Raw genomic sequence first — 24,741 nt, forward strand, 5'->3', positions numbered from 1 at the left:
TTATATATGATTTTTTAATTGTTATTTTTAACTCTAACTGGTCATTTCTGAATGACAAGACACTGAAAATTTTTAGACCACAAATGAATTCTATCTATTTAACTCACTCTATTTTCCATTTAATTTAACTATCAGTTTTTAACATAAGATTTCATTTTTATAGATTGAACACTTAAGCATAGCCTTGCTTACAGTGAATTAAATAAACGATAATTAAGTTAATTTAATAAGGTGATTTTCAAACTGAGAAACCATACATGATTGAGATCATTCAGGAAGTGACGAAGAACTGATAGAAGCGACCCAAGTAGTATGTAACTTACTACTTGGGTTTTTTTATGTAATTAAATGTCACGGTAAAAATAAATCTATTGTGTGAAAATTCAACTTTTTAGTTGTTATTCATCTGATAATGTGACATACTCTATAGAAATTAGTATAACATATTAACTATTAGAGGTGATTTAGTATGACACAATATATTTATGCATTTGATGAAGGTCAAAAATCAATGAAAGATTTACTTGGAGGTAAAGGTGCCAACTTAGCAGAGATGAAACGTATAGGTTTACCTGTGCCAGATGGTTTTACGATTACTACAGCAGCATGTATTGAATATTTACAACATGGGTCGAAATTATCTTCTGAGTTATTATCAGAGTTAGATAACCAATTATCAGCATTCTCAAAGCGAACTCATAAATCATTTTCTGCAGGTTCGGATTTACTATTAGTCTCTGTACGAAGTGGCGCAAAAATTTCTATGCCTGGTATGATGGATACAATTTTAAACTTAGGGTTAAATGATGAAAATGTTTTGACGTTGGCACGTAAGACCGATGATGCACGTTTTGCATATGATTGTTATAGAAGATTGCTACAGATGTTTGGTGAAGTTGTTTATGATATTCCAATGGCGTCATTTGATACATATTTTGAGCAATATAAAGCTCAACATGGTTATCAAAATGATGCAGACATCCCTGCCGAAGGTTTACAAGAAATATGTGATTACTACAAGGATGTTTATTTAGATGAGGCAAATAAACCATTTCCACAAGAACCAACTCAACAACTTACTGAAGCGATTGAGGCAGTATTCAAATCTTGGGACAATCATCGTGCGAGAGTCTATAGAAATCTAAATGATATACCACATGATATTGGTACAGCAGTAAACATACAAGAAATGGTGTTTGGTAATAGTGGTGCGCGTAGTGGAACAGGTGTTGCCTTTACACGTAATCCTGTGACAGGCGAAGCAAAATTGTTTGGTGAGTATTTACTGAATGCACAAGGTGAAGATGTAGTTGCAGGTATTAGAACACCATTAGATATCAATGTATTAAAGGAACAGATGCCAGAAGTTCATCAACAATTTGTAGCGGTATCACAAAAATTAGAAACGCATTACAAAGATATGCAAGATATTGAATTTACAATTGAAAATGAACAATTATATATTTTGCAAACACGTAATGGTAAACGTACGGCAAATGCAGCCATTCATATAGCAGTTGATTTAGTCAATGAAGGTGTAATTTCTAAAGAAACTGCTGTGCAAAATGTCGATGTTAAGTCAATAGATCAATTGTTACATCCTAACTTTGATGAAGTTGCACTTGCTGAAGCTACGGTCATTTCAAAGTCAGGCTTGCCAGCAAGTCCAGGTGCTAGTAGCGGGAAGATTGTATTTTCTGCAGAAGAAGCTAAAATCCAAGCTGAAATAGGTGAAAAGGTAATCCTCATGCGACCTGAAACATCACCGGAAGATATTGAAGGTATGGTGGCAAGTGAAGCAATTGTAACGACACATGGTGGTATGACATCTCATGCAGCAGTTGTTGCTCGGGGTATGGGAAAATGTTGCGTCACTGGTTGTGCAGAATTAGAAATTAACATTAAAGACAAGGTGGTTTCTTATCCTGGAGGTAAATTGTTTGAAGGCGACGTTGTATCAGTGGATGGTGCAAAAGGTGATTTATATTTAGGAAAGGTCGCTACCATGAAAGCAGAACGTAGCGAAGCATTTAATCAGTTTATGCAATGGTCAGAAGAGGTGTCTAGATTAAATGTACGCATGAATGCTGAAACGCTACAAGATATCGAAGTCGGTTATCAATTTGGTGCCACAGGTATAGGATTGGTAAGAACTGAGCATATGTTCTTTGGTCCTGAACGTTTAGTAGAAATGAGACGTTTTATTTTAGCAGATAGTCAGGTATCTCGCATTTCAGCACTCAATAAAATACGTGATTACCAATGTGAAGACTTTGAGCATATCTTGAAATTATCTGGCGATAGACCTACGATTATTAGACTATTAGATCCTCCATTGCATGAATTTTTACCTCATTCTCAAGAAGAAAAGGTGAATGTAGCAAATCAACTTGACGTTACTGTGCCGGTACTTGAACAATATATCGGTCAATTAGAAGAAGTCAACCCGATGCTCGGTCATAGAGGATGTCGCTTGGCTATAACGTATCCTGAGTTATATATTATGCAAGTAGAAGCTATTATAGGGAGTGCGATAAAGTTAAAACAGCAAGGTATAGATACTAAACCTGAAATTATGATACCACTCGTGTCCACAGTGGCTGAGTTTGAAATATTGAAACAACAAATTATTGAGTGTATCGATCGATTACAGAATGAGGCTGATGTTTCCATACCGTATTTAATTGGTACAATGATTGAAACGCCAAGAGCGTGTCTCATTGCTGATCAATTGGCGAAAACATGTGACTTTTTCAGTTTTGGTACCAATGATTTAACACAGTTAACGTATGGCTTTTCAAGAGATGACGCAGGTAAGTTTATCAACCAATACACTGAACAAGGTATCTTAGAGATTGACCCATTCCAAACGATAGATATTGACGGGGTTGGGGCATTAATTAAATCAGCTGTACAACAGGCTAAGGTAGTAAATCCACAGCTTAAAATAGGCGTTTGTGGTGAATTAGGTGGAGATAGTAAATCAATAGCATACTTCAATCAGCTGTCTATTGATTATGTATCTTGTTCTCCTTTTAGAGTGCCAGGAGCCTTATTATCAACAGCACAAAGTGAAGTTAAAGGCGGTAGAATCAATGTCTAACGTACAAAATAACGGTAAGCTCATTATATTTGTGATTTCAGATTCAATTGGGGAAACAGCGCAACGTATGATCCATGCAACACTGTCACAATTCCCAGATATTGCAGAAGTTGAAATTAAGAAATTCCCTTATATTAAAGGTGAAGAGGAATTACTTCGAATATTAGAAAGGGCAAACGCACGTGCGGCAATTGTTGTAACTACGCTAGTCAACCCGGAATTTAATCGTATAGGCCAATCCTATGCGGTAGAACATCACATTCCTTATGTGGATTATATGTCTGACTTAATTCATATTATTCAAAATCGTACACACTCAAATCCAATATTGGAAAGTGGTGCATTACGAAAGCTAGATGAGCAATATTTTAAACGTATAGCAGCGATTGAATATTCAGTGAAATATGATGATGGTAAACACTATGAAGCTATTGGCGAAGCGGATGCATTGATTGTCGGAGTGTCTAGAACATCGAAGACACCGCTCAGTATGTATCTAGCCAACAAAGGTTATAAAGTAGCGAATATTCCGCTAGTACCAGAGGTAGAGATTCCAGATGAAGTATTTAATTTTAAAAATTTAAAGGTCTTTGGACTTACTGCGAGTCCAGAGTATATTTTAAATATTAGAAATGAACGTGTTAAGGTTTTAGGTTTACATGGACCGACAAATTATAATAGTGTTGAGCGAATTAGAGAAGAATTGCTCTATGCAGAAGAAATTTTTGCTAAATTAAATGCTCGGGTAATCAATACAGAATATAAATCTATTGAAGAATCAGCATTTTATATAGAGCAATTTTTATAAAATAATAGTTTGCGAGCTAGATATTTGATAGATAATTATAGATCGTAAGTGGGTATTGATATAGAGCAACTTTAATTAAATTGTCACAGAGGAGTGGTTATTATGTTGCAAAATGTCACACCATATTTATTTTTTAATGGAAACTGTAAAGAAGCGCTAGACTTTTATAGTAATGCATTAGGTGGAAATATCAAAGGTATTATGACCTACGGGGAAGCTAATGAAACGTCAGCAGATGATCCAGACCGTATTATACATTCGCAATTAGATATTGATGGTCAAACATTTATGTTATCTGATATTCCGAAAGATGATCAAGCAGCTATAAAGGATAGAAATGTTTATATTGTATTAGAATTTGATAGTGAAGAAGCTGTAACAACTGCGTATGAGCAGTTAAAGGAAGACGCCCAAGTTTATATTGAACTTGCAGATATGTTTTGGGGTGCAAAGTATGCCAAGCTTGTAGATAAATACAATATTGGTTGGGATTTAAATTACACATATCCACAAAATGAACAATAAAATAAAGAAATAACTAAGTTGACGGAAATCATGTTTTTGATTTCCGTCATTTTTATTTAATAGTACTAAGTTGAAACATACTTATTGATAATAAATTGTAGCAGTGAAATTCACAGGTGTGTCATGTGGGTTTCTGTATGTGTGTGGTACATCACTTTTGAAGCGTAAGGCTTGATTATGGTTAATTGAATATATTTGGTTATTTACTTCGATTTCTAGTACACCAGTATTAACGATAATGTATTCTTCTGAATGTTGATGGTGTGCTGCAGAAGTCATTTTGCCGTTACCTTGTATTTCCATTTTGAACATTTCAAATTTTTTATGCTCATCATAAGGAAAATATGGATAAATTGTTACTTTATCATCTTTGATTGGGATAATATCTGTTTCATCGATAAAGTCGATATCATTCTCACTTTCGGCAGTGAGCTGAGATAAAGACAAATGTAGACCGTTAGCAATTTTCCATAAAGTAGTGATGGTCGGATTAGAAACACCTTTTTCAATTTGACTTAGCATGTTTTTACTAACACCAGTTAGCGTAGAAAGCTTCTCTAAACTAAGTTGGTGGCGTTTGCGGTAATTGGCAATGTTTTGTGCCACTATATTTTGAATATTATACACTTCAATCGCTCCTATTTACAATATTACGTACGTATTGTACCATATAGTGTGTTGTTTTTAAAAAATATCTCTACTAAAGGTGGTTTAAATGGATAAGAGTCGTTCATTACAACCGTTTAATTGGTTGTTATTTATAAGTGTATTACTAGTGGGCGCTAATCTGAGGGCGCCAATCACCTCAGTAGGTGTAGCATTACCCAATATAAAAGAAGATTTGATGTTATCGAATAGTGCAGTAAGTGTAATCACTGTAGTACCGTTATTATCATTTGCAGTTATTTCGTTAGTTGCTGCTAAAACAAGCTATCGATTCGGTTTGGAACAGACCATATTTGGAGCATTGTGTCTTATCTTTATAGGCGTGGTGGTACGTTCGATTACAGGTGTTTCTTGGCTGTACATAGGGACTATACTCATCGGTATTGGTGTAGGTTTCGGTAATGTACTAGCACCAGCAGTTATAAAGACCAAGTTTCCGCTACGTATTGGTATTATGACTGGTTATTATACCGTTGTAATGAATGTATTTGGTGGACTGTCTTCATATACAACTGCACCACTCGTAAAGACGTTTAATTATAATATTGCTTTAGGTCTCATAGGAATTGTAACCCTAATAACAATAGTGATTTGGTCAGTACAATTAAAGGGTAAGGAACAATTAACCAAGACATATAATGAAAGTAATATTAATGTATGGAAATCACCATTGTCATGGCAAATAACTATATTGATGGGCGGACAATCACTCATCTTCTATTCATTAATCAATTGGATGCCGGTATATCTATCGCAAAGTGGTTTATCCGTACATGAGGCAGGACTGTATTTATCTGTAATGCAGATTGCTATCATACCATTTACCTTTATCACACCTATATTTGCTACAAAAATGAAGTCACAGTTTGGCCTAACATGCTTTACAGGTATATTATTTGTGATTGGTGTAGCAATTATGTTGTTTATACCTAAGTATGCAATTGTTTCTACTATACTCATAGGTGTAGCTGGTGGCCTTGCTTTTGGATTAGTTAATACGTTCTTTAGTTTGAGAACAGAAGAAGGACAAACTGCAGCGAAATTGTCAGGTATGGCGCAATCTATTGGTTATCTATTTGCAGCACTAGGTCCATTATTATTTGGTATCTTACATGATATGACAGGAGAATGGTATGCCTCATTAGCTATTCTATTAATTACAGCTATTGGCTTAACGTTATTTGGTTCTCAAGCAGGACGAAACCGTACGATTGAACAGTCACTAAGAAAATAGCTTGGATGGTTAATCTTGCTCCTATATACAGATATATAACAATTTCTTACCTATTATTAGTAACTAATATTGAAAATAGCATGGTTTATGATTTAAAGTAATGGGGAAAGTTAATCATTATTTTATTAAAACTTAGACCACGGGGGGAAATTATGCAGTTAATATTTGATGCTAGTGTGAGTCCGATTTATCGCGGTGTGCTTGCATTTTTCTTTGTGATGAATATAGTGCTTGCACTTATTATCGTATTTTTAGATAGAGACCGTAGAGACGCGACAGCAACATGGGCATGGTTATTCTTATTATTTGTAATGCCTATCTTAGGATTTATAGTATATATATTCTTTGGACGTGCTGTTAGGAAAAAAAGGGAAAAAGGCTTCCAACATAATCAAATAGATGATGCTTTAGAACGCGTTAAGAAACAATTAGACGATTCAACGAACCATATCGAAAATTCAGATAATCCGATTGTCAGAAAGCATGCGGATATTGCACAAACACTCATGACTAAAGAACCTTCGTTTTTAAGTAACAATAATAAAGTTGAAATTTTTACGGATGGTCATGAATTATATCGACAAATGAAAGAGGACTTGCGCAATGCACAAACATATATTCATATGGAATACTATGTTTTAGAACTTGATGGGCTCGGCACGGAAATTATCGATATACTTGAGGAAAAATTAGAACAGGGTCTAGAAGTTAAATTATTATATGATGCAGTCGGTTCTAAGACAGTTCATAAATCGAATTTCAAGAAGTTTCAACAGCTTGGTGGGCAGGTTGAAGCATTTTTCCAAGCTAAAATTCCATTCATAAACTTTAGAGTAAATAACCGTAACCATCGTAAGATTGTAGTTATTGACGGTCAAATGGGTTATGTAGGTGGATTTAATATTGGTGACGAATATCTTGGTTTGAATGATAAATTTGGTTATTGGAGAGACACTCACTTAAAAGTTAGAGGCGATGGTGTCGATGCATTGCAATTGAGCTTTATACATGATTGGAATTCACAAGCTAAACGTGAACAATTAGAGTATAATGACAAATATTTCCCAGATAATGCTAATCAAGGTGGCGACGTATCGATGCAAATGGCAGTAAGTGCACCGAGTGATAATTGGCATCAAATTGAATTTGGCTATATGAAGATGATTATGAATGCGAAGAAATCAATTTACATGCATAGCCCGTACTTTATTCCGGACAAAGGTTATATTAATGCACTACGAATCGCCGCCAAGTCGGGCGTCGATGTACAATTAATCATTCCCAATAAGCCTGATCACATGTTTGTATATTGGGCAACCATTACGAGTGTCGCACAATTGATTAGAGATGGTGTTAAGGTTTATACCTATGAAAATGGCTTTATTCATTCTAAGATGATGATTATTGACGACGAAGTATCAAGTGTGGGTTCTTCAAATATGGATATACGAAGTTTTGAATTAAACTTTGAAATTAATGCCTTTATGTATGATGAAAATGTTGCTAAACAATTGAAGCAAGCATTTTTTGAAGATTTAAAGGTATCTAAAGCTTTAACAATTGAAAGATATGAACAACGTTCAAATTGGATTAAATTTAAACAATCCATCGCTAAATTAGCATCACCAATTCTTTAACCTGTATACAGTGTATAGGATTGCTGCAACAGATTTGATATAGTTCATCTGCGCTAAAAAGCTATTTATCTTCATAGCTATGCTTTGAGATGGAAGATGAAATATTTGTTTAAAAGCATTTATTTTTATTGTGAAAAACTTCGATAATGAAATAATTTGAGATATAAATGATGGAGAAACAACCACCCCGAAAGATAGAATCTTTCGGGGTGGTTGTCGTTATAATAAACTTGAGTATTATTAACCTTCGTTGACCTAAGGCATTGGGTCATTCCTTGACCTCGACATGCATCCTTATAGCTCAACAGTCTCACACAATACTTAGCTGTTGAAAGTGACAACAATAACGAAACAAGTCACTTTTTACTATTCAATCAATATAATTAAAGCAACGTCTGTCCAATTTCGGGAGCATTTGTCCTTTTTCACTATCTTATTCAATTCCTTTTTTACTCAAACAATTTTCCAAAATGTGTTAAAGCATTTATATTTATTTATCAATGTATTCTAACTATGTGTATAATTGTTTAATTATAAGGTATTTCAAGGGGAGGATTTGTATGCAAGGTGAAACAAATCAATATATTTATCGGCAAATTTATACGCGATTAAAGGAAGATATTTTATCCTTTAAATATGAAAGTCACGAAAAGTTGCCATCTAAAAGGGGAATGGCAGAAACTTTAAATGTAAGTGTTAACAGTGTGAAATCAGCATATGAACAGTTATTAGCAGAAGGTTATATATATGCCAAAGAACGTAAGGGTTATTTTATCGAACCGCTAGATCAACTTATTGTTGACCCAGATGCACAAAAGACATTAGGGCAGTATAAAGAAGGCAAGCCACAATTATATGAATATTCCTTTTCTCATATGAGCACGGATATGTCTGAATTTCCGGTAGATGTTTGGACTAAGCTACTGAAACGTGTATTTGATAATTATGAATATTACTTATCAGCAATTCCAAATATTAAGGGGCCGATTGAATTACGTCAATCAATTGCTAAACTCGTTTCTTATCAACGAGGTATCCAGTGTCATCCAGAACAAATTATTATAGGATCTGGCACAAACACTTTGTTGAAACGCTTAATGCAACTGTTACCTACTGAGGTGAAAATTGGGGTTGAAAATCCAGGATATTCTAGATTCCGTAATTTGTTAAATGAAGGAGGCACAACAACAATTCCTCTTGAATTGGATGAAAAAGGTATATCCATTAATCAAATTAATGCAACACAACCAGATGCAGTTATTGTTACACCATCACACCAATTTCCGACTGGTATTATCATGCCTGTTTCGAGAAGAATTGATTTATTGAATTGGGCGAGTACAACCAATAGTTATATTATAGAAGATGATTATGATAGTGAATTCAAATATCAGACGGATAATATTCCCTCATTATATAGCTTTGATAAAAATGAAAGTGTGATATATTTGGGGACATTTTCAAAAACATTGATGCCAGGATTAAGACTGAGTTATATGATTCTACCACCTGCACTTGTGCAAAAATTTGAAACGCATAACTTCGATATGATACCTGATTTTTCTATGTTAAATGCACTGACACTTAATCTTATGATTAAAGAAGGATATTATGAGAAGTACGTGAAAAAGATGCACCAGCACTATGGCAGAAAAAGAGAGCAATTAATAGTAGCCTTACAACAAGCATTTCAAGATAAGGTGAATATTAAAGATACCGAAGCGGGATTGCATTTTATGATTGAGGTAAAATCACCATTTACATATGAGGAAATAGAGCAACGTGCTAAAGAGGCAAAGTTAGAATTATATACGATTAATCGTTTCGTTGTGAAAGCGCTTGAAGAAAATAATGGTGTTAAAACGTTGATTATAGGCTTTTCAAAAATAAAGATTGAACAGCTTGATGACGCGGTTCGTTGTCTTAAAAAAGTATTGCTCGGTTAAACTGGTTCCATTATTTTATGAAAAACTGGTACTTTACACAATACCAACTATATTTTAAATTTTTAGATAACGATAATACTTTATCGAAAGGTTAAGGGGGCTAATTATGACTGAACAATTCGAATATTATAAAGCAATACGTGAACAATATGTAGCTAGAGGGGTAGGAAACGGTAATTTACATGTAGCAGATACAGCAAGTGGCGCAACGATTAAAGATATCGAAGGCAATACTTTTATTGATTTTGCAGGTGCAATTGGCACATTAAATGTTGGTCACACACACCCTGAGATTACGAAACACTTAAAGGAACAATTAGATAAATTTATACATCCTGGTTTTAATGTCATTATGTATGAAAGTTACTTAAAATTAGCACAAAAATTAGCAGAAATTACACCAGGCAACTTTGCTAAAAAGAGCATTCTTTTAAATTCTGGCGCAGAAGCAGTGGAAAACGCCGTGAAGATAGCTAGAAAATATACTGGCAGACAAGCAGTAGTTTCATTTGTTAGAGGGTTTCATGGACGAACAAATTTGACAATGTCAATGACGAGTAAGGTTAGACCATACAAGTATGGTTTTGGTCCATTTGCGCCTGAAGTATATCAAGCACCCTATCCAAATGTTTCAGAAAAGCCTAATACACTTTCTAATGCAGAATACGTAGATCAAGTTATTCAAAAGTTACATGATTTCTTTATTGAAACAGTAGATCCTAGTGAAGTTGCTTGTATTGTTATGGAGCCTGTACAAGGTGAGGGTGGATTTATAATTCCGGATCGTAAATTTGTGCAGGCTGTGAAAGCAATTTGTGAGTCTAACGGTATTGTATTTGTGGCAGATGAGATTCAAACAGGTTTTGCAAGAACAGGTAAAACCTTCGCAATAGAGCACTTTGACGTTGAACCAGATTTGATGACAGTTTCCAAATCATTAGCGGCAGGATTTCCACTCAGTGGTGTTGTAGGTAAAGCTGAAATAGTGGATAGCGCAAACCCAGGTGAATTAGGAGGTACGTATGCTGGTAATCCGTTAGCATGTGAAGCCGCATTAAAAGTTATCGAAATTATTGAAAAAGAACAACTTAATGAAAAAGCAGAGACAGTAGGTCATAATATCGAACAATTCTTACAAGAATTAACGCATACTTATGACAGTATTGGTCCAATTAGACGACTAGGCGCAATGGTAGCAATGGAGATTATTAATCCAGAAACAGGAGAACCTGACAAAGTACTTACAAGCAAAATAGTGAAAACGGCAAATGAGCACGGCTTGCTATTATTGTCTGCAGGTATAAAAGGGAATGTCATTCGCTTCTTGGCTCCATTAGTAATTACTGATGATGAGTTAAGCACTGGGTTAAAGATCTTACAAGATGCGTTTGCAAAAGTAGCCTCTACACAACCATCGTAAAGCAGTAAAATATTTTTCAAAAAGGGTATGGCATAGTAGTGCTATGAAATTATTTTATCAAGAGGAGAGATTCAAAATGACACAATTAGATGTATTGAACCCTGCTACAAATGAAGTCATCGAAAGTATAGACTATACAAGCCATGAAGACATTGATGCAAAGATTGAACGTGCATACAATGCGTTTCAAACATGGCGGTTTGTCGATGCACATGAGCGCTCAGCAAAATTATTTAAATGGGCTGAATTAATAGATGAACATCAAGATGAATTAGCGAAATTAGTAACACTTGAAGGTGGTAAACCATTAGCTGAAGCCAAAGGTGAAATTGTATATGCTAATTCATATGTGAAATGGTACGCAGAAGAAGCCAAACGTGTATATGGTCGTACAATACCAGCAAATAATTCATCAAAAAAGATTGTCGTTGATAAATTCCCAGTTGGCGTTGTAGGTGCAATTACACCATGGAATTTTCCTGCAGCTATGATTACTCGAAAAATGGCACCAGCATTAGCGGCTGGATGTACGATTGTTTGTAAACCCGCAGTTAAAACACCATTAACAACAATTAAGTTAGTGGAACTTGCACATGAGGCAGGTATACCAGAAGATGCCATTTCTTATATTATCGCTTCAGGTAGAGATGCAGGAGACATCTTCACCAAACATCCAAGAATTAGTAAAATCACATTTACAGGTTCTACTGGTGTTGGTAAAAAGTTAATCGAACAATCTGCTGACACAGTTAAAAATGCGACGATGGAACTAGGTGGATTGGCACCGTTTATCGTGCACAAAGACGCTGATATAGATGCTGCAGTGGATGGGACGATTGCTTCTAAATTTAGAAATGCTGGTCAAACGTGTATTTGTGCTAATAGAATTTTTGTGCATAAAGCAATTGCGGATGAATATGTTCAAAAACTTACTGATAAAGTGCATGCATTAACTATTGGTAATGGATTGGAAGAAGTAGATATTGGCCCATTGATCGACGATGAAGCAGTAGAAAAAGTCTTAACACATATTACAGATTGTGAAGCGAAGGGTGCAACGTTATCAAGAAGTGTTGACGAAGTTAAATCACTTGGCGGTAATTTCTTAAAGCCAGTCGTCATTTCCAATGCTACGTTAGAGATGAAACCGATGTTCGAAGAAACCTTTGGTCCGATAGCGCCAGTAATGACATATGAAGATTTAGATGAAGTTATTGGCATCGCAAATGATACTGAATTTGGATTGGCATCGTATTTCTTCACTAATGATTATCGAACAGGTTTGAAATTATTTAATGAACTTGACTATGGTGTGATTGGATGGAATGACGGTGGTCCTTCTGCTGCACATGCGCCATTTGGTGGTCTAAAAGAAAGTGGATATGGTCGAGAAGGTGGAACAGAGGGTATTGAGCCTTACTTAGAAACGAAATATTTATCAGTTGGATTATAGATTACATTTTAAAATTTTGTAGTAACAACTACTTTATTAGCATTAATGTAGTTTGAATGTGAATAGGTTGGAGTGACACGCAAAACTTAGGTCATTTCAACCTATTCTCACATATTAAATTTTAAATTCATTAAAAGGGGTATGCTGATGAAATCACAATTTAATAAAACAATGAATGTAGTAGATGTCTTATTTTTAGCGATAGGCGCCATGTTAGGATGGGGATGGGTTGTCTTATCTGGAGAATGGGTGTCTACTGCAGGCTTTGTTGGTAGTATTATCGCATTTGTCATTGGTGGTATATTGGTCATCGTGATTGGTTTAACATATGCAGAACTTGCTTCTGCAATCCCGGAAACAGGTGGTGGGTTTGTATTTGTAAAGAAGGCATTTTCACCGGGGATTGCATTTATCTCAGGTTGGTCTGTACTATTTGGCTATGTTTCAGTGATTACATTTGAAGCGGTGGCACTGCCTACCGTTATTGACTATGTCATCCCATTTAAACATCAAGGTTTGATGTGGAACATTGCAGGATGGGATGTTTATTTTACATGGGTGTTAATTGGATCTGTAGGTAGCATTATATTAACATCATTAAATTACTTTGGTGTAAAACCAGCTGCAATTATGCAAACCGTCTTTACTATTTTTATTGTTGCAGTAGGTCTATTGCTCGTATTTGGTGCAGGATTTAACGGTAACTTTAGTCATTTAACACCATTTGAAAATGGACTTGGTGGTACGATGTCAGTACTTATGATGATCCCATTTTTATTTGTTGGGTTTGATGTTATTCCACAGATTGCAGAGGAGGTTAAGGCACCTTCTAAGAAAATTGGAGGTATTTTAATATTATCCATTATCGCCTCTGTGATTTTCTATTTATTAATTGTCTTTGGTGTAGCTGCTGGACTATCGCCAAAAGCACTTACGACAAGTAATTTGGCAACTGCTGATGCAATGGTTAATCTTTTTGGACACAGTGGCTTTGGTGTGTTACTTGTATTAGGCGGTGTCGCAGGTATTATTACTAGCTGGAATGCTTTTATTATAGGTGGTAGTCGTATCTTATATGCAATGGCAAATAATGGTATGATTCCAAAATGGTTTGCTTATATTCATCCTAAATATAAAACACCAACACACGGTATTATCTTTTTAGGCGTACTTGCCTTTGTAGCACCACTTCTTGGACGTCCAGCATTAGTTTGGATTGTCAATGCGGGCGGTATCGGAGTAGTATTAGGATACTTATTAGTAGCGATTTCATTTATTAAACTACGTAAATCACAGCCAGATTTAAAGCGTCCATATCATATTAGAAATGGCATGTTTGTCGGTATAGTGGCTATTGTTTTAAGTGTTGGGTTCTTATTAATTTATATGCCTGGAATGCCTTCTTCACTTGCTTGGCCATCAGAATGGTTGATTGTTATAGCTTGGTATTTAATTGCACTCGTATTATACATGACACAAGGTAGTCGTAAACACAGTGATGAGCATGTAGCATTTACGAAAAATCAAGAGCAATAGTAACTTTGATATGAATTGAATCATAGAAAAAGTCGATTGAGCAGTGAGTTCAATCGACTTTTTCTTGTTAGTATATTTATTTATGCTGTCTCTATCTATGAATAAATCATGCTCATGAAAAACGTCAATTTCTATAATAAAACAGAAATTGACGTTTTTTATTTGAATCAGAACTATTTATGTCTCAAACAGAACGCATATTTAAAATTGTCTATTGATTTACAGTACTTTCCATTTCCTGGGAAATGTGTATCGGCAATCAATATTTAGCAGTTCAATGATTAACCTTTATTAACAGATGCATCATAGATAGAATCGATTGTGTCACCTAAAACTTTATCGAACTCTTCATCTGATTGATTTACATTTAGATCATTGATTAATGCACGAGAGAAGCTTGCGATTAAACCATTATTTTGTTTAAGTAATGCATTAGCATCCTCTCTACTATATCCACCAGATAGAGCAACAACACGTACTACGTTTGGATGATTGATTAATGATTCATATTGATTTGCATTTGTAGGAATTGATAATTTCAACATCACTAATTGATCTTCTGTTAAGTTGTCTAACTCTTTAGCGATTGCTTCTGCTAAATAAGCTTCGATTTCTGCCTTGTCTTCAGAATGAATATTAACCTCTGGTTCAATAATCGGTACAAGGCCTGCAGCAATTATTTGTTTAGCGATATCAAATTGTTGTTTAACAACTGAATCTATGCCATCTTTGTTGAATTTAAGGATATTTGAACGCATTTTTGTACCGAAAATCTTATGATCATTAGCACGGCTTAATAATGCATCTAAATCAGGAATAGGTTTCATAACTTGTACACCATCTTGTTCGTCAGCCAAACCTTTATCAACTTTCAAGAATGGTACAATTCCTTTGTCAGCTAAGTAATCTCCAGTATGCTTACCTTCGACTTCACGATCCATCGTTTGTTCGAAAAGAATAGCCCCTACAATTTTATCTGAAGTGAAGGCAGGTGATGAAACGATACGTGTACGCATATCGTGAACAAGTTTAAACATTTCGTCTTCACTATTATATTGATCTTCAGTAACGCCATAATCACTAAGCGCTTTAGGTGTGCTGCCGCCACTTTGGTCTAATGCAGCGATGAAGCCTTTACCATTTTTTACTTTATCCAATTGTTCTTTGTTCATTCTTACCACTCCTTTTACTTATTTCAACTATAGTATGATAAAAATTGTGTTAGAACGCAAGCCGTTAACACTTTGATACGATAACTGTCATAAAATATCCACGAACTGTAATAACTTTAAAGTCAGGATTTTGTGACGGCAATTAAAAATATAGGGGTAGGATTATAAAATTGATCTTGCTCTTGATAAATACGTTGGTAAACAGTTTCATCGACATGAATGGATGATAAACCAAGTTGTGTTAAAATCGTTTGGTCATAATGAGGGCGACGGTATGAATTGATTGCGATTCCGTTCTTTAATGTTTCACTTTCATGAAGCATTTGTTCACCTAGTTTATGATGCGCATGATCATTAGGAATGTCACTATAAGATTCAAAGGATGTATTACCGTAATCTGCATCAATGTTAATTAATGTACCGTCTACTTTTAACACACGTAACCATTCTGAATATGCCTTGGTAGTATTAGGCAATAACCAGGTCACATTTCGTGCAATAACAAGATCGAACGTGCAATCTTCAAACAATAATTGTTCTGCATCCATAACTTCAAATGTGACTTGTTGATTGAATTTTTGCTTATTCTCTTGAGCAGCCTTAATCATATCTGGGGAAAGGTCGATACCACATACAGTTCCGCCTGCTTGAGCACAAAGAATTGCTAAAAATCCTGCTCCAGTACCAATATCTAAAATACGCATGCCGGGTTTTATTTTTTTAATTCTATTTATTTCATTGAGCCATTTTTGGGCATGGTGACTTTCTAATTCGGCTACTTTATCTGTGCTAAATGATGCGGCGCGTTTATCCCAATAATTAATAATATTCTTTTTGGTCATTGTAAGCTCCTTTAATTTTAATAATTATCTGTCTTTCTTCTATTATATAGTATTGGTATAAAAAAGTTTGTTTATAGAAGTACTTTTAAATAGGGTGAATCATACTGTTATTTTGACTGTTAGTTATAGAATAATTAAGTCATAAAATTCATGCGCTATTATATGATTTATTATTTGTTGCTAGGGGATAATTTATTAAAATATTCTGTTTTTTTATGCCACGAAATAAAAAAATATAAACAAATATTTATACGTTATATCTGCATAAAAATACATAATGTTAAGTTTGTAAGATTTGTTCATTTTGTTAAGTTTAAATTTAACACTGTGATTGTGGCGATTTTCTAAAGATGATAAATAATTACATTTATATAATTATTCATCTTTTTGAATTGTGTTTTTTGAATGTAATTTGCATTATTATTTAAAGTTCGTTAGGCTCATGAATGTGAATAATTAAATGGTTTAGCAAAAATGGACGCGAATTTCGTTAAACTTTTACATACTATTCAATTATGAGGAGTGCTCAAAAGTGAAAAAAAATAGAGTTATGGATTGGACCACTTTTATAGGGACAGTTGTTGTATTGTTATTTGCAGTTATTCCTATGATTGTGTTTCCTAAAGCAAGCCAAGAAGTTATCACTAACTTAAACAAAGCAGTTTCGAATTCTCTTGGCTCGGTATATTTATTACTTGGATTAGTAATTTTTGGTTTTGTGCTATATATAGCATTTGGTAAATATGGAAATGTCACATTAGGTAAGGCTACAGATAAGCCTGAATTTAATAATTTCAGTTGGGCATCAATGTTGTTCTGTGCCGGCATCGGTTCAGATATATTATATTGGGGTGTCATTGAATGGGCGTATTATTATCAAGTGCCACCACATGATGGAAAAGGTATGACAGATAGTGCATTAGAATACGCAACTACATATGGTATGTTCCATTGGGGGCCTATTGCTTGGTCAATTTATGTATTGCCAGCGTTGCCAATTGGTTACTTAGTATTTATTAAGAAAAAACCGATTTTCAAAATAAGTCAGGCTTGTCGTCCGATATTAAAGGGACAAACTGATAAATTTTTAGGAAAAGTCGTCGACATTGTATTTATCTTTGGTTTATTAGGTGGTGCAGCAACATCACTTGCATTAGGTGTGCCATTAATTTCAGCAGGAATTGAACGATTGACTGGTCTAGATGGTCATAATATGGTTATGCGCACCATTATATTATTATTGATTACGCTTGTATTTGGTATCAGTTCATATAGTGGATTGAAGAAAGGCATTCAAGTGCTCAGTGATGTGAACGTCTGGATTTCACTATTATTACTAGCGTTTGTCTTTATTGTAGGTCCGACGGTATTTATTATGGAAACTACGGTGACATCATTTGGTGATATGTTGAAAAACTTCTTCCAAATGGCGACGTGGCTTGAACCGTTCGGTGGTATTGGTGGACGTAAAGATACCAACTTCCCACAACAATGGACGATATTCTATTGGTCGTGGTGGATTGTTTATGCACCGTTTATCGGTTTATTCATTGCGCGTATCTCAAAAGGGCGTACTTTGAAAGAAATTATTTTAGGTACAATTGGTTATGGTACATTAGGTTGCATTATGTTCTTCGGTATTTTTGGGAATTTTGCAGTATATCTACAAATTACAGGGAAATTTAATGTGATCAATTTCTTAAATAGTCACAGTGCAGAAGCAACGATTATTGAAGTAATGCATCAATTACCATTCCCAAATGTAATAGTTATTTTATTCTTGATTGCAGCATTCTTATTCTTGGTAACAACATTTGACTCAGCATCATATATCTTAGCTGCTGCAACACAAAAGAAAGTAATTGGTGAACCTTTACGTGCTAACAGATTATTCTGGGCATTTGCATTGAGTTTATTACCATATTCATTAATGCTTGTAGGTGGAGAACATGCGTTAGATGTCTTGAAGACGGCATCTATATTAGCTAGTGTGCCACTGATTGCTATATTTGTGATGATGATGATTTCATTTATGCGGACATTAGAGGGAGATAGATTGAAACTCGAAAGACGTGCGGATAAATATCGTGAAGTAGAACGTCGATCACTGAGAATTATTCAAGTTAAAGAAAAAGAAGAAGACGATAATTTATAATCCGTTTTTTAAACCATAAAACATAATAGTCACTTATTTATAAGTGTTAATAGATGTATAAGCAGGTTGGAACATTTTAAATGTTCCAACCTGCTTTTTTAGATTTAAGCGTTAGCATATAAAATAATGAATCATGTTTAAAGAGACATGTTTGTGATGAAGGTACCATATGTTTCAGTACCTTTATACATGATGAAACAAAGGTGGAGATAAATTCGTTTGTACCTTTCTATGCATTTTTGTAATAGTAAGTGGTAGGTCGTAGTAATCAAGGTGGCTTATATAAGTACTAAGAAGATATATTAAAGCATAAAAATAGCCCCTCAGTTCCATTGATATGAAATAGGGGCAGCGAATACGTCCTGTTAACTAAGTATCATGCAGTTAAATAAAGTAAATATGAATAGTAATACATAAAGTGTCAAAGTTAATATTTATACTTTTGTTCAGGAATAGGGTAGTGTTTATAAATTTCACCAGTTTCAATTGCATGGCTAATATTTTCTAGCCATTCAAAATATGGCAAAGTATCAATTAATTGCTGTTTGATATCGTTACCTTCAGCTTTTACGGCTTCGTCTATACCTTCTCTGTCGTTAAGTGTGTCGATAATTGCTATTGCTTCGTGAACAGCTTCTGTATTGATTACAATTTCACGACGCCATTTTCTTGGAAAAAAGTTGCTAAAGAAATTGAAGAAATCCTTTTCTGCTATAAAGTGTTGTTTGCGACTACCACGAGTGAATTTTTGCTTGACGATATCAAACTCTTGTAGTCTTTTAACACCTGCACTCATGCTTGGCTTACTCATCTGTAATTCTTCACGCATTTCATCTAGCGTCATGCTGTCTTCGAATAACATTGTGCCATAAAGGTTTCCTACACTACGATTAATGCCATATAAGTCCATCGTCTCACCAATTGCATTAATGAAAATATCTTTTGCTGTTTCTAATTGATGTTCAGGATCATTTATTTTTACCACGACATATACCTCCTACCCATTATTAAAATTTATCTATGTGGGTAAAGTTTTTATGAGAACGCGTCATATGCGTTGAATTAATCATTTATATTTAAACGCGTTTGACACCCTTTCAATTACTATGCTAACATAAAATCTATAAAATTCGTTAAATAAAAATTTAACAAACTTAACGGAGGTAATTTTAATGGAACTTGTAAGTAATTTATCTCGTCGTCAATTTATCGATGGTGAGTGGGTTGAAAGCTCAAATAAAGAAACAAGAGAAATTATTAATCCATATAATCAAGAAGTGATTTTTGAAGTTGCAGAAGGTACAGCAGAAGACAGCGAACGTGCAATTTTAGCGGCAAGACGTTCATTCGAAAAAGGTGAATGGGCAAATGAAACAAGTGAGAATCGTGGCAAGAAAGTAAGAGCGATTGCTGATTTAATCGTAAAACATCGTGAAGAATTAGCGAAACTTGAAACGCTAGACACTGGTAAAACGTTAGAAGAATCTTATGCTGATATGGACGATATTGCTAATGTATTTAATTTCTTTGCTGGTTTAGCAGACAAAGATGGTGGAGAAATTGTTGATTCACCAATTCCAAATACAGAAAGTAAAATTATCAAAGAACCAATCGGTGTTGTTACTCAAATCACACCTTGGAACTATCCATTACTCCAAGCTTCTTGGAAGATAGCACCTGCATTAGCAACAGGTTGTTCATTAGTCATGAAACCAAGTGAAATTACTCCGTTAACAACGATTCGTGTATTTGAATTGATGGAAGAAGTAGGATTCCCTAAAGGGGTAATTAATTTAGTATTAGGTAAGGGTTCAGAAGTCGGTGAGCCATTATCATCACATAAAGAGGTAGACTTAGTATCGTTTACTGGTGGTATTCAAACAGGTAAACATATTATGAAAAATGCTGCAGACAATGTGACAAATATTGCATTAGAATTAGGCGGTAAAAATCCAAATATTATCTTTGATGACGCAGATTTCGATTTAGCTGTTGACCAAGCGTTAAATGGTGGATTCTTCCATGCAGGTCAAGTTTGTTCAGCTGGTGCGAGAATTATTGTCCATAATGACATCAAAGACAAATTTGAGGCTGCATTAATCGATAGAGTTAAGCGTATCAAATTAGGTAATGGATTTGATGCTGAAACTGAAATGGGTCCTGTGATTTCAGCTGAACACCGTGAAAAAATTGAAGGCTATATGGAAGTAGCGAAATCTGAAAATGCAACAATTGCTGTTGGTGGTAAACGCCCAGAACGTGAAGACTTAAAAGATGGATTCTTCTTTGAGCCAACTGTAATCACTGATTGTGATACATCAATGCGTATCGTGCAAGAAGAAGTATTTGGCCCAGTTGTAACAGTAGAAGGCTTTTCAACTGAAGAAGAAGCTATTGAAATAGCTAATGACTCTATTTATGGCTTAGCAGGCGGCGTATTTACAAATGATATTTCTAAAGCAGAACGTGTGGTAAACAAATTGAAGATGGGTACAGTTTGGATTAATGATTTCCACCCATACTTTGCACAAGCACCATGGGGTGGCTATAAACAATCAGGTATTGGTAGAGAACTTGGTAAAGCTGGCTTAGCTGAATATCAAGAAGAAAAACATATTCTACGTAACACAAACCCAGAACCTGTGAATTGGTTTGGTAAATAATACTTTTATGAAAATATAAATAAACACAAAGTTAGAAATAAATTTTAGGAGGCAATATAAAAATGAGAAAATCTTATGATTATATTATCATTGGTGGCGGAAGTGCTGGTTCAGTATTAGGAGGCAGATTAAGTGAAGATGCTTCAAAAAACGTACTTGTATTAGAAGCAGGACGTAGTGATTATCCTTGGGACCTATTAATTCAAATGCCAGCAGCATTAATGTACCCAGCAGGTAACAAGCTATATGACTGGATTTATGAAACAAATGAAGAACCTCATATGGATGGACGTAAAGTAGGACATGCACGTGGTAAAGTATTAGGTGGTTCAAGTTCTATCAATGGTATGATTTATCAACGTGGTAACCCAATGGACTATGAGAAATGGGCTAAACCAGAAGGTATGGAGAAATGGGATTTTGCACATTGTTTACCATACTTTAAACGATTAGAAACAACTTTCGGCTCAACTAAAGATGATCCATATCGTGGACATTATGGTCCGATTAAATTACGTCGTGGCCCAGCTACAAATCCATTATTCCAAGCATTCTTTAATGCAGGAGTAGAAGCAGGATACAATAAAACACCTGACGTTAATGGTTTCCGTCAAGAAGGTTTCGGACCTTTCGATAGCCAAGTACACAACGGACGTCGTGTATCAGCATCAAGAGCTTATTTACACCCAGCAATGAAACGTAAAAATCTTGACGTACAAACACGTGCATTCGTTACTAAATTGAATTTCGAAGGTAATAATAAAGTGACAGGTGTTACATTTAAGAAAAATGGTAAAGAACATACTGTAGAAGCAAAAGAAATTATTTTATCAGGTGGGGCAATCAACTCTCCACAATTATTACAATTATCTGGTATTGGTGATTCAGAACACCTACGTTCAGTTGGTATCGAGCCACGTTTACACTTACCTGGTGTCGGTGAAAACTTTGAAGACCATTTAGAAGTATATGTGCAACATGCATGTAAAGAACCTGTATCAATGCAACCAAGTTTAAATAAATTGAAAATGCCATTTATTGGTTTACAATGGATCTTCGGACGTAAAGGTGCTGCAGCATCTAACCATTTCGAAGGTGGCGGATTCGTACGTTCAAATGATGAAGTAGATTATCCAAACTTAATGTTCCATTTCTTACCAATTGCTGTAAGATATGATGGTACAAAAGCGCCAACAGCACACGGTTACCAAGTTCACGTTGGTCCAATGTACTCAAATTCTCGTGGTCATTTGAAGATTAAATCTAAAGATCCGTTCGAAAAACCAAACTTTGTATTTAACTATCTATCAACAGAAGAAGATAAACGTGAATGGGTAGAAGCAATCAAAGTTGCAAGAAACATCTTGTCTCAAAAAGCATTAGATCCATTTAACGGTGGAGAAATTTCACCAGGACCTGAAGTTCAAACAGACGAAGAAATTATCGAATGGGTTAAGCGTGATGGTGAAACAGCATTACATCCATCATGTAGCTGTAAAATGGGACCTAAATCTGATGAACTGTCAGTTGTTGACCCAGATACATTTAAAGTACATGGTATGGAAAACCTACGTGTAGTAGATGCATCTGTAATGCCACGTACGACTAATGGTAATATTCACTCTCCAGTACTAATGATGGCTGAAAGAGCAGCTGATATCATCAGAGGTAAGAAACCATTAGAACCTGAATATATTGATTTCTATCGTCATGGTGTACATGACAAAGATGCTGGAACTATTAAATAATTCCACTCACCAATAGTGATTATATAGCATATATAAATAAAGCAGTGAAGCTGACGTTATAACTAACGTGACTTCACTGCTTTTTTGGTATGGAATTTGGGTACAAGAAATGATGATTGATTTAATAGATAAGCATTTTGTTACTGCTATTCAAGGTCGACTTCGTTTTATATATTATTTTATATTAAATTCTCCCAAACGATGTTATTCCTTTTCAATAAGCGTAAATTTATGTTCTAAAGTGTTTAATGCTTCTTCGATTAAGGTACTTTGTTGCATGAGATTTTGTTGGTGTAGCTTCAATATTTCAATCCTATCGTTTTTAGTTGCTGGACCTTGATGATAGAGTTCTGCAATTTGTTTGATTTGTGCAATAGGCATATGTGTTTGTCTCATACACTTCACAAATTCTATCCAATAGAGGTCTTCTTCCTTAAAATCTCTATTACCATTTTGATCGCGTTCAATAAATGGAAATAATCCGGATTTGTCATAGTATCTAATTGTGTGTGCACTCATGCCAATTTTTTCTGCTGCCTGCTTTACATTCATTATAAACGCTCCTATATTGCAATTGCGGTGTTTTTTAGTTAATCATTGTTATGGTTAATTTAATAGATTTAATCTAGTTGTTATTTATGCTGGATAAGAGATTGGACTAGATTATCATGATCATGATCAATGTACGCACTGAAGCCGAATTTACTTTCTAAATCAGTTTTTAATTGTGTTAATTCTGAATAATTGATAACACTGATATCTGTGATGCTAAGTCCGATTGCTTTAATATCATCATGATATAAGTGATTTTCGTGAGACAGTTCAATGATATACTCTGCAAGCTGGTTGACATACTCTGTTGGTTCTATTCGTACGGTTTGTTGATCAATAATTTCACCTTGCCCGTCAATGATGCTTAATTGCGTATTTGGATTTAAGAAATCTGCTACAAAATATTGCATCTTTAAAACCTCCATTTATCTTGTCGTATAACCCCCATTTGCAAATAGCGTTTGACCATTAATCCACCAACCTTCTAAAGTTAGAAATTTGACGATTGGCGCAATATCTTCAATTTGTGTGAGTTGATTGTGTAATGCTTGCGATTTATGAAAAGCAACAGCATCGTCAGATTCTTGCGGATAAAAGAAAGGTGTATCCATTGGGCCTGGTGCCACATTATTTACAGAAATACCACGTGCCATAAACTCTTTAGAAGCAGCTCTTGTATAATGTTCTAGTGGTGCTTTTTCACCTGCATACGTTGAGTAGAAACCTGTATATGCTGCTAACAATGACGTTGCAATTGAAATGATTTTCCCATCATCATTCATATACTGTTCTGCATATTTAATAAAAAAATATGCCTGTTTGGCATTGATAGATTGCATTATGTCGAAATCTTCTTCACTGGTATCTGCAATTGGTTGTTTTAATACTTTACCCACTGTATTGATAGCGATATCAATTTTTCCGAAAGTTTTTTCGGCAAATGCAAATAAAGCTTGGATATTTTCGATTTGAGTTAAGTCTCCAGAAAAGATTGCGCCGTTACCTCCTAAATCTTTGACGGTTTCTAAAGTATGGTTAGCTTGCTTTAAACTGTTATCATTATGATGATGAATGATAATAGTTGCACCCTCTCTTGCATAGGTTTCACTTAATAAGCGACCTAGATTTTTTGCTCCCCCTGTAATGACTACGACTTTGTTGTTTAATGAATTAAATTTACCCATCATATTACCTCCTAATTTTTATAACGTTACGTTACACCTTAGAGTACGCTCTCAAGCAAGTTATATGTGGAAGGGGAGTGATATATCAATTAAAAAC

General features: G+C 34.8%; 19 protein-coding genes. 12 read left to right on the forward strand and 7 right to left on the reverse strand.

All coding sequences use genetic code 11. From position 1 onward, the window contains the following. The first annotated feature begins 469 nt into the window (after positions 1-469). The 3 genes from ppdK (at position 470) to ACF91D_RS09700 (ending at position 4,436) form a co-directional block, all read left to right on the forward strand. Positions 470-3,103, forward strand: coding sequence for a pyruvate, phosphate dikinase (gene ppdK, locus ACF91D_RS09690; protein ID WP_107526841.1), 2,634 nt, complete (start codon positions 470-472; stop codon positions 3,101-3,103). Further along, positions 3,096-3,911 carry a pyruvate, water dikinase regulatory protein gene (locus tag ACF91D_RS09695; RefSeq protein ID WP_107526842.1) on the forward strand — a complete coding sequence of 272 codons (816 nt, stop codon included), beginning with the start codon at positions 3,096-3,098 and terminating at the stop codon, positions 3,909-3,911. The genes ppdK and ACF91D_RS09695 overlap by 8 nt, the downstream gene beginning before the upstream one ends. 102 nt (positions 3,912-4,013) lie before the next feature. After that, positions 4,014-4,436 carry a VOC family protein gene (locus ACF91D_RS09700; protein ID WP_107526843.1) on the forward strand — a complete coding sequence of 141 codons (423 nt, stop codon included), beginning with the start codon at positions 4,014-4,016 and terminating at the stop codon, positions 4,434-4,436. 81 nt (positions 4,437-4,517) lie between these two features. On the opposite strand, the gene ACF91D_RS09705 is transcribed toward ACF91D_RS09700, so the two are convergent. Beyond that, on the reverse strand, positions 4,518-5,063 hold the full coding sequence (locus ACF91D_RS09705) for a helix-turn-helix domain-containing protein (protein WP_107526844.1): 546 nt from the start codon (positions 5,061-5,063) through the stop codon (positions 4,518-4,520). Positions 5,064-5,151: 88 nt separating this feature from the next. Between ACF91D_RS09705 and ACF91D_RS09710 the strand changes: the two genes are divergently transcribed. From ACF91D_RS09710 to ACF91D_RS09735, 6 genes are all read left to right on the forward strand, one after another. After that, entirely contained in the window at positions 5,152-6,336 is a 1,185-nt protein-coding gene (locus ACF91D_RS09710; protein WP_107526845.1) for a CynX/NimT family MFS transporter, read from the forward strand. 152 nt (positions 6,337-6,488) lie between these two features. After that, positions 6,489-7,973: a cardiolipin synthase gene (gene cls, locus ACF91D_RS09715; protein ID WP_119624423.1), complete on the forward strand. Its 1,485-nt coding sequence runs from the start codon at positions 6,489-6,491 to the stop codon at positions 7,971-7,973. 560 nt (positions 7,974-8,533) lie between these two features. Beyond that, positions 8,534-9,919, forward strand: a complete 1,386-nt coding sequence (gene gabR / locus ACF91D_RS09720; protein WP_119624424.1) for a MocR-like transcriptional regulator GabR — start codon at positions 8,534-8,536, stop codon at positions 9,917-9,919. A 106-nt stretch (positions 9,920-10,025) separates the two neighbouring features. Further along, entirely contained in the window at positions 10,026-11,339 is a 1,314-nt protein-coding gene (gene gabT / locus ACF91D_RS09725; protein ID WP_107526847.1) for a 4-aminobutyrate--2-oxoglutarate transaminase, read from the forward strand. Between the two features lie 76 nt (positions 11,340-11,415). Continuing rightward, positions 11,416-12,792: an NAD-dependent succinate-semialdehyde dehydrogenase gene (locus tag ACF91D_RS09730; RefSeq protein WP_107526848.1), complete on the forward strand. Its 1,377-nt coding sequence runs from the start codon at positions 11,416-11,418 to the stop codon at positions 12,790-12,792. 147 nt (positions 12,793-12,939) lie between these two features. Beyond that, positions 12,940-14,328 (forward strand): APC family permease, encoded by a 1,389-nt coding sequence (locus tag ACF91D_RS09735; protein ID WP_107526849.1) that lies wholly within the window; start codon positions 12,940-12,942, stop codon positions 14,326-14,328. Between the two features lie 281 nt (positions 14,329-14,609). Here ACF91D_RS09735 and ACF91D_RS09740 read toward each other — a convergent pair whose 3' ends face one another. Further along, positions 14,610-15,500 carry a fructose bisphosphate aldolase gene (locus tag ACF91D_RS09740; protein WP_042740466.1) on the reverse strand — a complete coding sequence of 297 codons (891 nt, stop codon included), beginning with the start codon at positions 15,498-15,500 and terminating at the stop codon, positions 14,610-14,612. Between the two features lie 122 nt (positions 15,501-15,622). After that, positions 15,623-16,342, reverse strand: a complete 720-nt coding sequence (locus ACF91D_RS09745; RefSeq protein WP_107526850.1) for a class I SAM-dependent methyltransferase — start codon at positions 16,340-16,342, stop codon at positions 15,623-15,625. 532 nt (positions 16,343-16,874) lie between these two features. Between ACF91D_RS09745 and ACF91D_RS09750 the strand changes: the two genes are divergently transcribed. Next, on the forward strand, positions 16,875-18,497 hold the full coding sequence (locus tag ACF91D_RS09750) for a BCCT family transporter (RefSeq protein WP_107526851.1): 1,623 nt from the start codon (positions 16,875-16,877) through the stop codon (positions 18,495-18,497). Positions 18,498-18,924: 427 nt separating this feature from the next. Here ACF91D_RS09750 and cudC read toward each other — a convergent pair whose 3' ends face one another. Further along, positions 18,925-19,482, reverse strand: a complete 558-nt coding sequence (gene cudC, locus ACF91D_RS09755; RefSeq protein WP_107526852.1) for a choline uptake/conversion transcriptional regulator CudC — start codon at positions 19,480-19,482, stop codon at positions 18,925-18,927. A 187-nt stretch (positions 19,483-19,669) separates the two neighbouring features. Between cudC and betB the strand changes: the two genes are divergently transcribed. Then, a complete protein-coding gene (betB, locus tag ACF91D_RS09760; RefSeq protein WP_042740462.1) occupies positions 19,670-21,160 on the forward strand; it encodes a betaine-aldehyde dehydrogenase in 1,491 nt (496 codons plus the stop codon). A 62-nt stretch (positions 21,161-21,222) separates the two neighbouring features. Continuing rightward, complete coding sequence (gene betA, locus ACF91D_RS09765; RefSeq protein ID WP_107526853.1) at positions 21,223-22,908, forward strand: choline dehydrogenase; 1,686 nt, start codon at positions 21,223-21,225, stop codon at positions 22,906-22,908. Positions 22,909-23,112: 204 nt separating this feature from the next. On the opposite strand, the gene ACF91D_RS09770 is transcribed toward betA, so the two are convergent. The 3 genes from ACF91D_RS09770 to ACF91D_RS09780 form a co-directional block, all read right to left on the reverse strand. After that, entirely contained in the window at positions 23,113-23,460 is a 348-nt protein-coding gene (locus ACF91D_RS09770) for a MerR family transcriptional regulator (RefSeq protein WP_042740460.1), read from the reverse strand. A gap of 80 nt (positions 23,461-23,540) precedes the next feature. Then, complete coding sequence (locus ACF91D_RS09775) at positions 23,541-23,870, reverse strand: ROK family protein (protein WP_107526854.1); 330 nt, start codon at positions 23,868-23,870, stop codon at positions 23,541-23,543. 15 nt (positions 23,871-23,885) lie between these two features. Further along, the gene (locus ACF91D_RS09780) at positions 23,886-24,644 is read right to left on the reverse strand and encodes an SDR family oxidoreductase (protein ID WP_107526855.1); all 759 of its coding nucleotides are present in this window, start codon (positions 24,642-24,644) and stop codon (positions 23,886-23,888) included. Positions 24,645-24,741 lie beyond the last annotated feature (97 nt).

The sequence above is a fragment of the Staphylococcus sp. 231237_7MaSpsaltlick genome (assembly GCF_043107035.1).

Coding starts and splice junctions, on each gene's coding strand:
- ppdK (WP_107526841.1), top strand. CDS start 470: ATGACACAATATATTTATGCATTTGATGAAGGTCAAAAATCAATGAAA.
- ACF91D_RS09710 (WP_107526845.1), top strand. CDS start 5,152: ATGGATAAGAGTCGTTCATTACAACCGTTTAATTGGTTGTTATTTATA.
- cls (WP_119624423.1), top strand. CDS start 6,489: ATGCAGTTAATATTTGATGCTAGTGTGAGTCCGATTTATCGCGGTGTG.
- ACF91D_RS09695 (WP_107526842.1), top strand. CDS start 3,096: ATGTCTAACGTACAAAATAACGGTAAGCTCATTATATTTGTGATTTCA.
- gabT (WP_107526847.1), top strand. CDS start 10,026: ATGACTGAACAATTCGAATATTATAAAGCAATACGTGAACAATATGTA.
- ACF91D_RS09700 (WP_107526843.1), top strand. CDS start 4,014: ATGTTGCAAAATGTCACACCATATTTATTTTTTAATGGAAACTGTAAA.
- gabR (WP_119624424.1), top strand. CDS start 8,534: ATGCAAGGTGAAACAAATCAATATATTTATCGGCAAATTTATACGCGA.
- ACF91D_RS09730 (WP_107526848.1), top strand. CDS start 11,416: ATGACACAATTAGATGTATTGAACCCTGCTACAAATGAAGTCATCGAA.
- ACF91D_RS09770 (WP_042740460.1), bottom strand. CDS start 23,460: ATGAATGTAAAGCAGGCAGCAGAAAAAATTGGCATGAGTGCACACACA.
- betB (WP_042740462.1), top strand. CDS start 19,670: ATGGAACTTGTAAGTAATTTATCTCGTCGTCAATTTATCGATGGTGAG.
- ACF91D_RS09775 (WP_107526854.1), bottom strand. CDS start 23,870: ATGCAATATTTTGTAGCAGATTTCTTAAATCCAAATACGCAATTAAGC.
- ACF91D_RS09735 (WP_107526849.1), top strand. CDS start 12,940: ATGAAATCACAATTTAATAAAACAATGAATGTAGTAGATGTCTTATTT.
- ACF91D_RS09740 (WP_042740466.1), bottom strand. CDS start 15,500: ATGAACAAAGAACAATTGGATAAAGTAAAAAATGGTAAAGGCTTCATC.
- ACF91D_RS09745 (WP_107526850.1), bottom strand. CDS start 16,342: ATGACCAAAAAGAATATTATTAATTATTGGGATAAACGCGCCGCATCA.
- betA (WP_107526853.1), top strand. CDS start 21,223: ATGAGAAAATCTTATGATTATATTATCATTGGTGGCGGAAGTGCTGGT.
- ACF91D_RS09780 (WP_107526855.1), bottom strand. CDS start 24,644: ATGGGTAAATTTAATTCATTAAACAACAAAGTCGTAGTCATTACAGGG.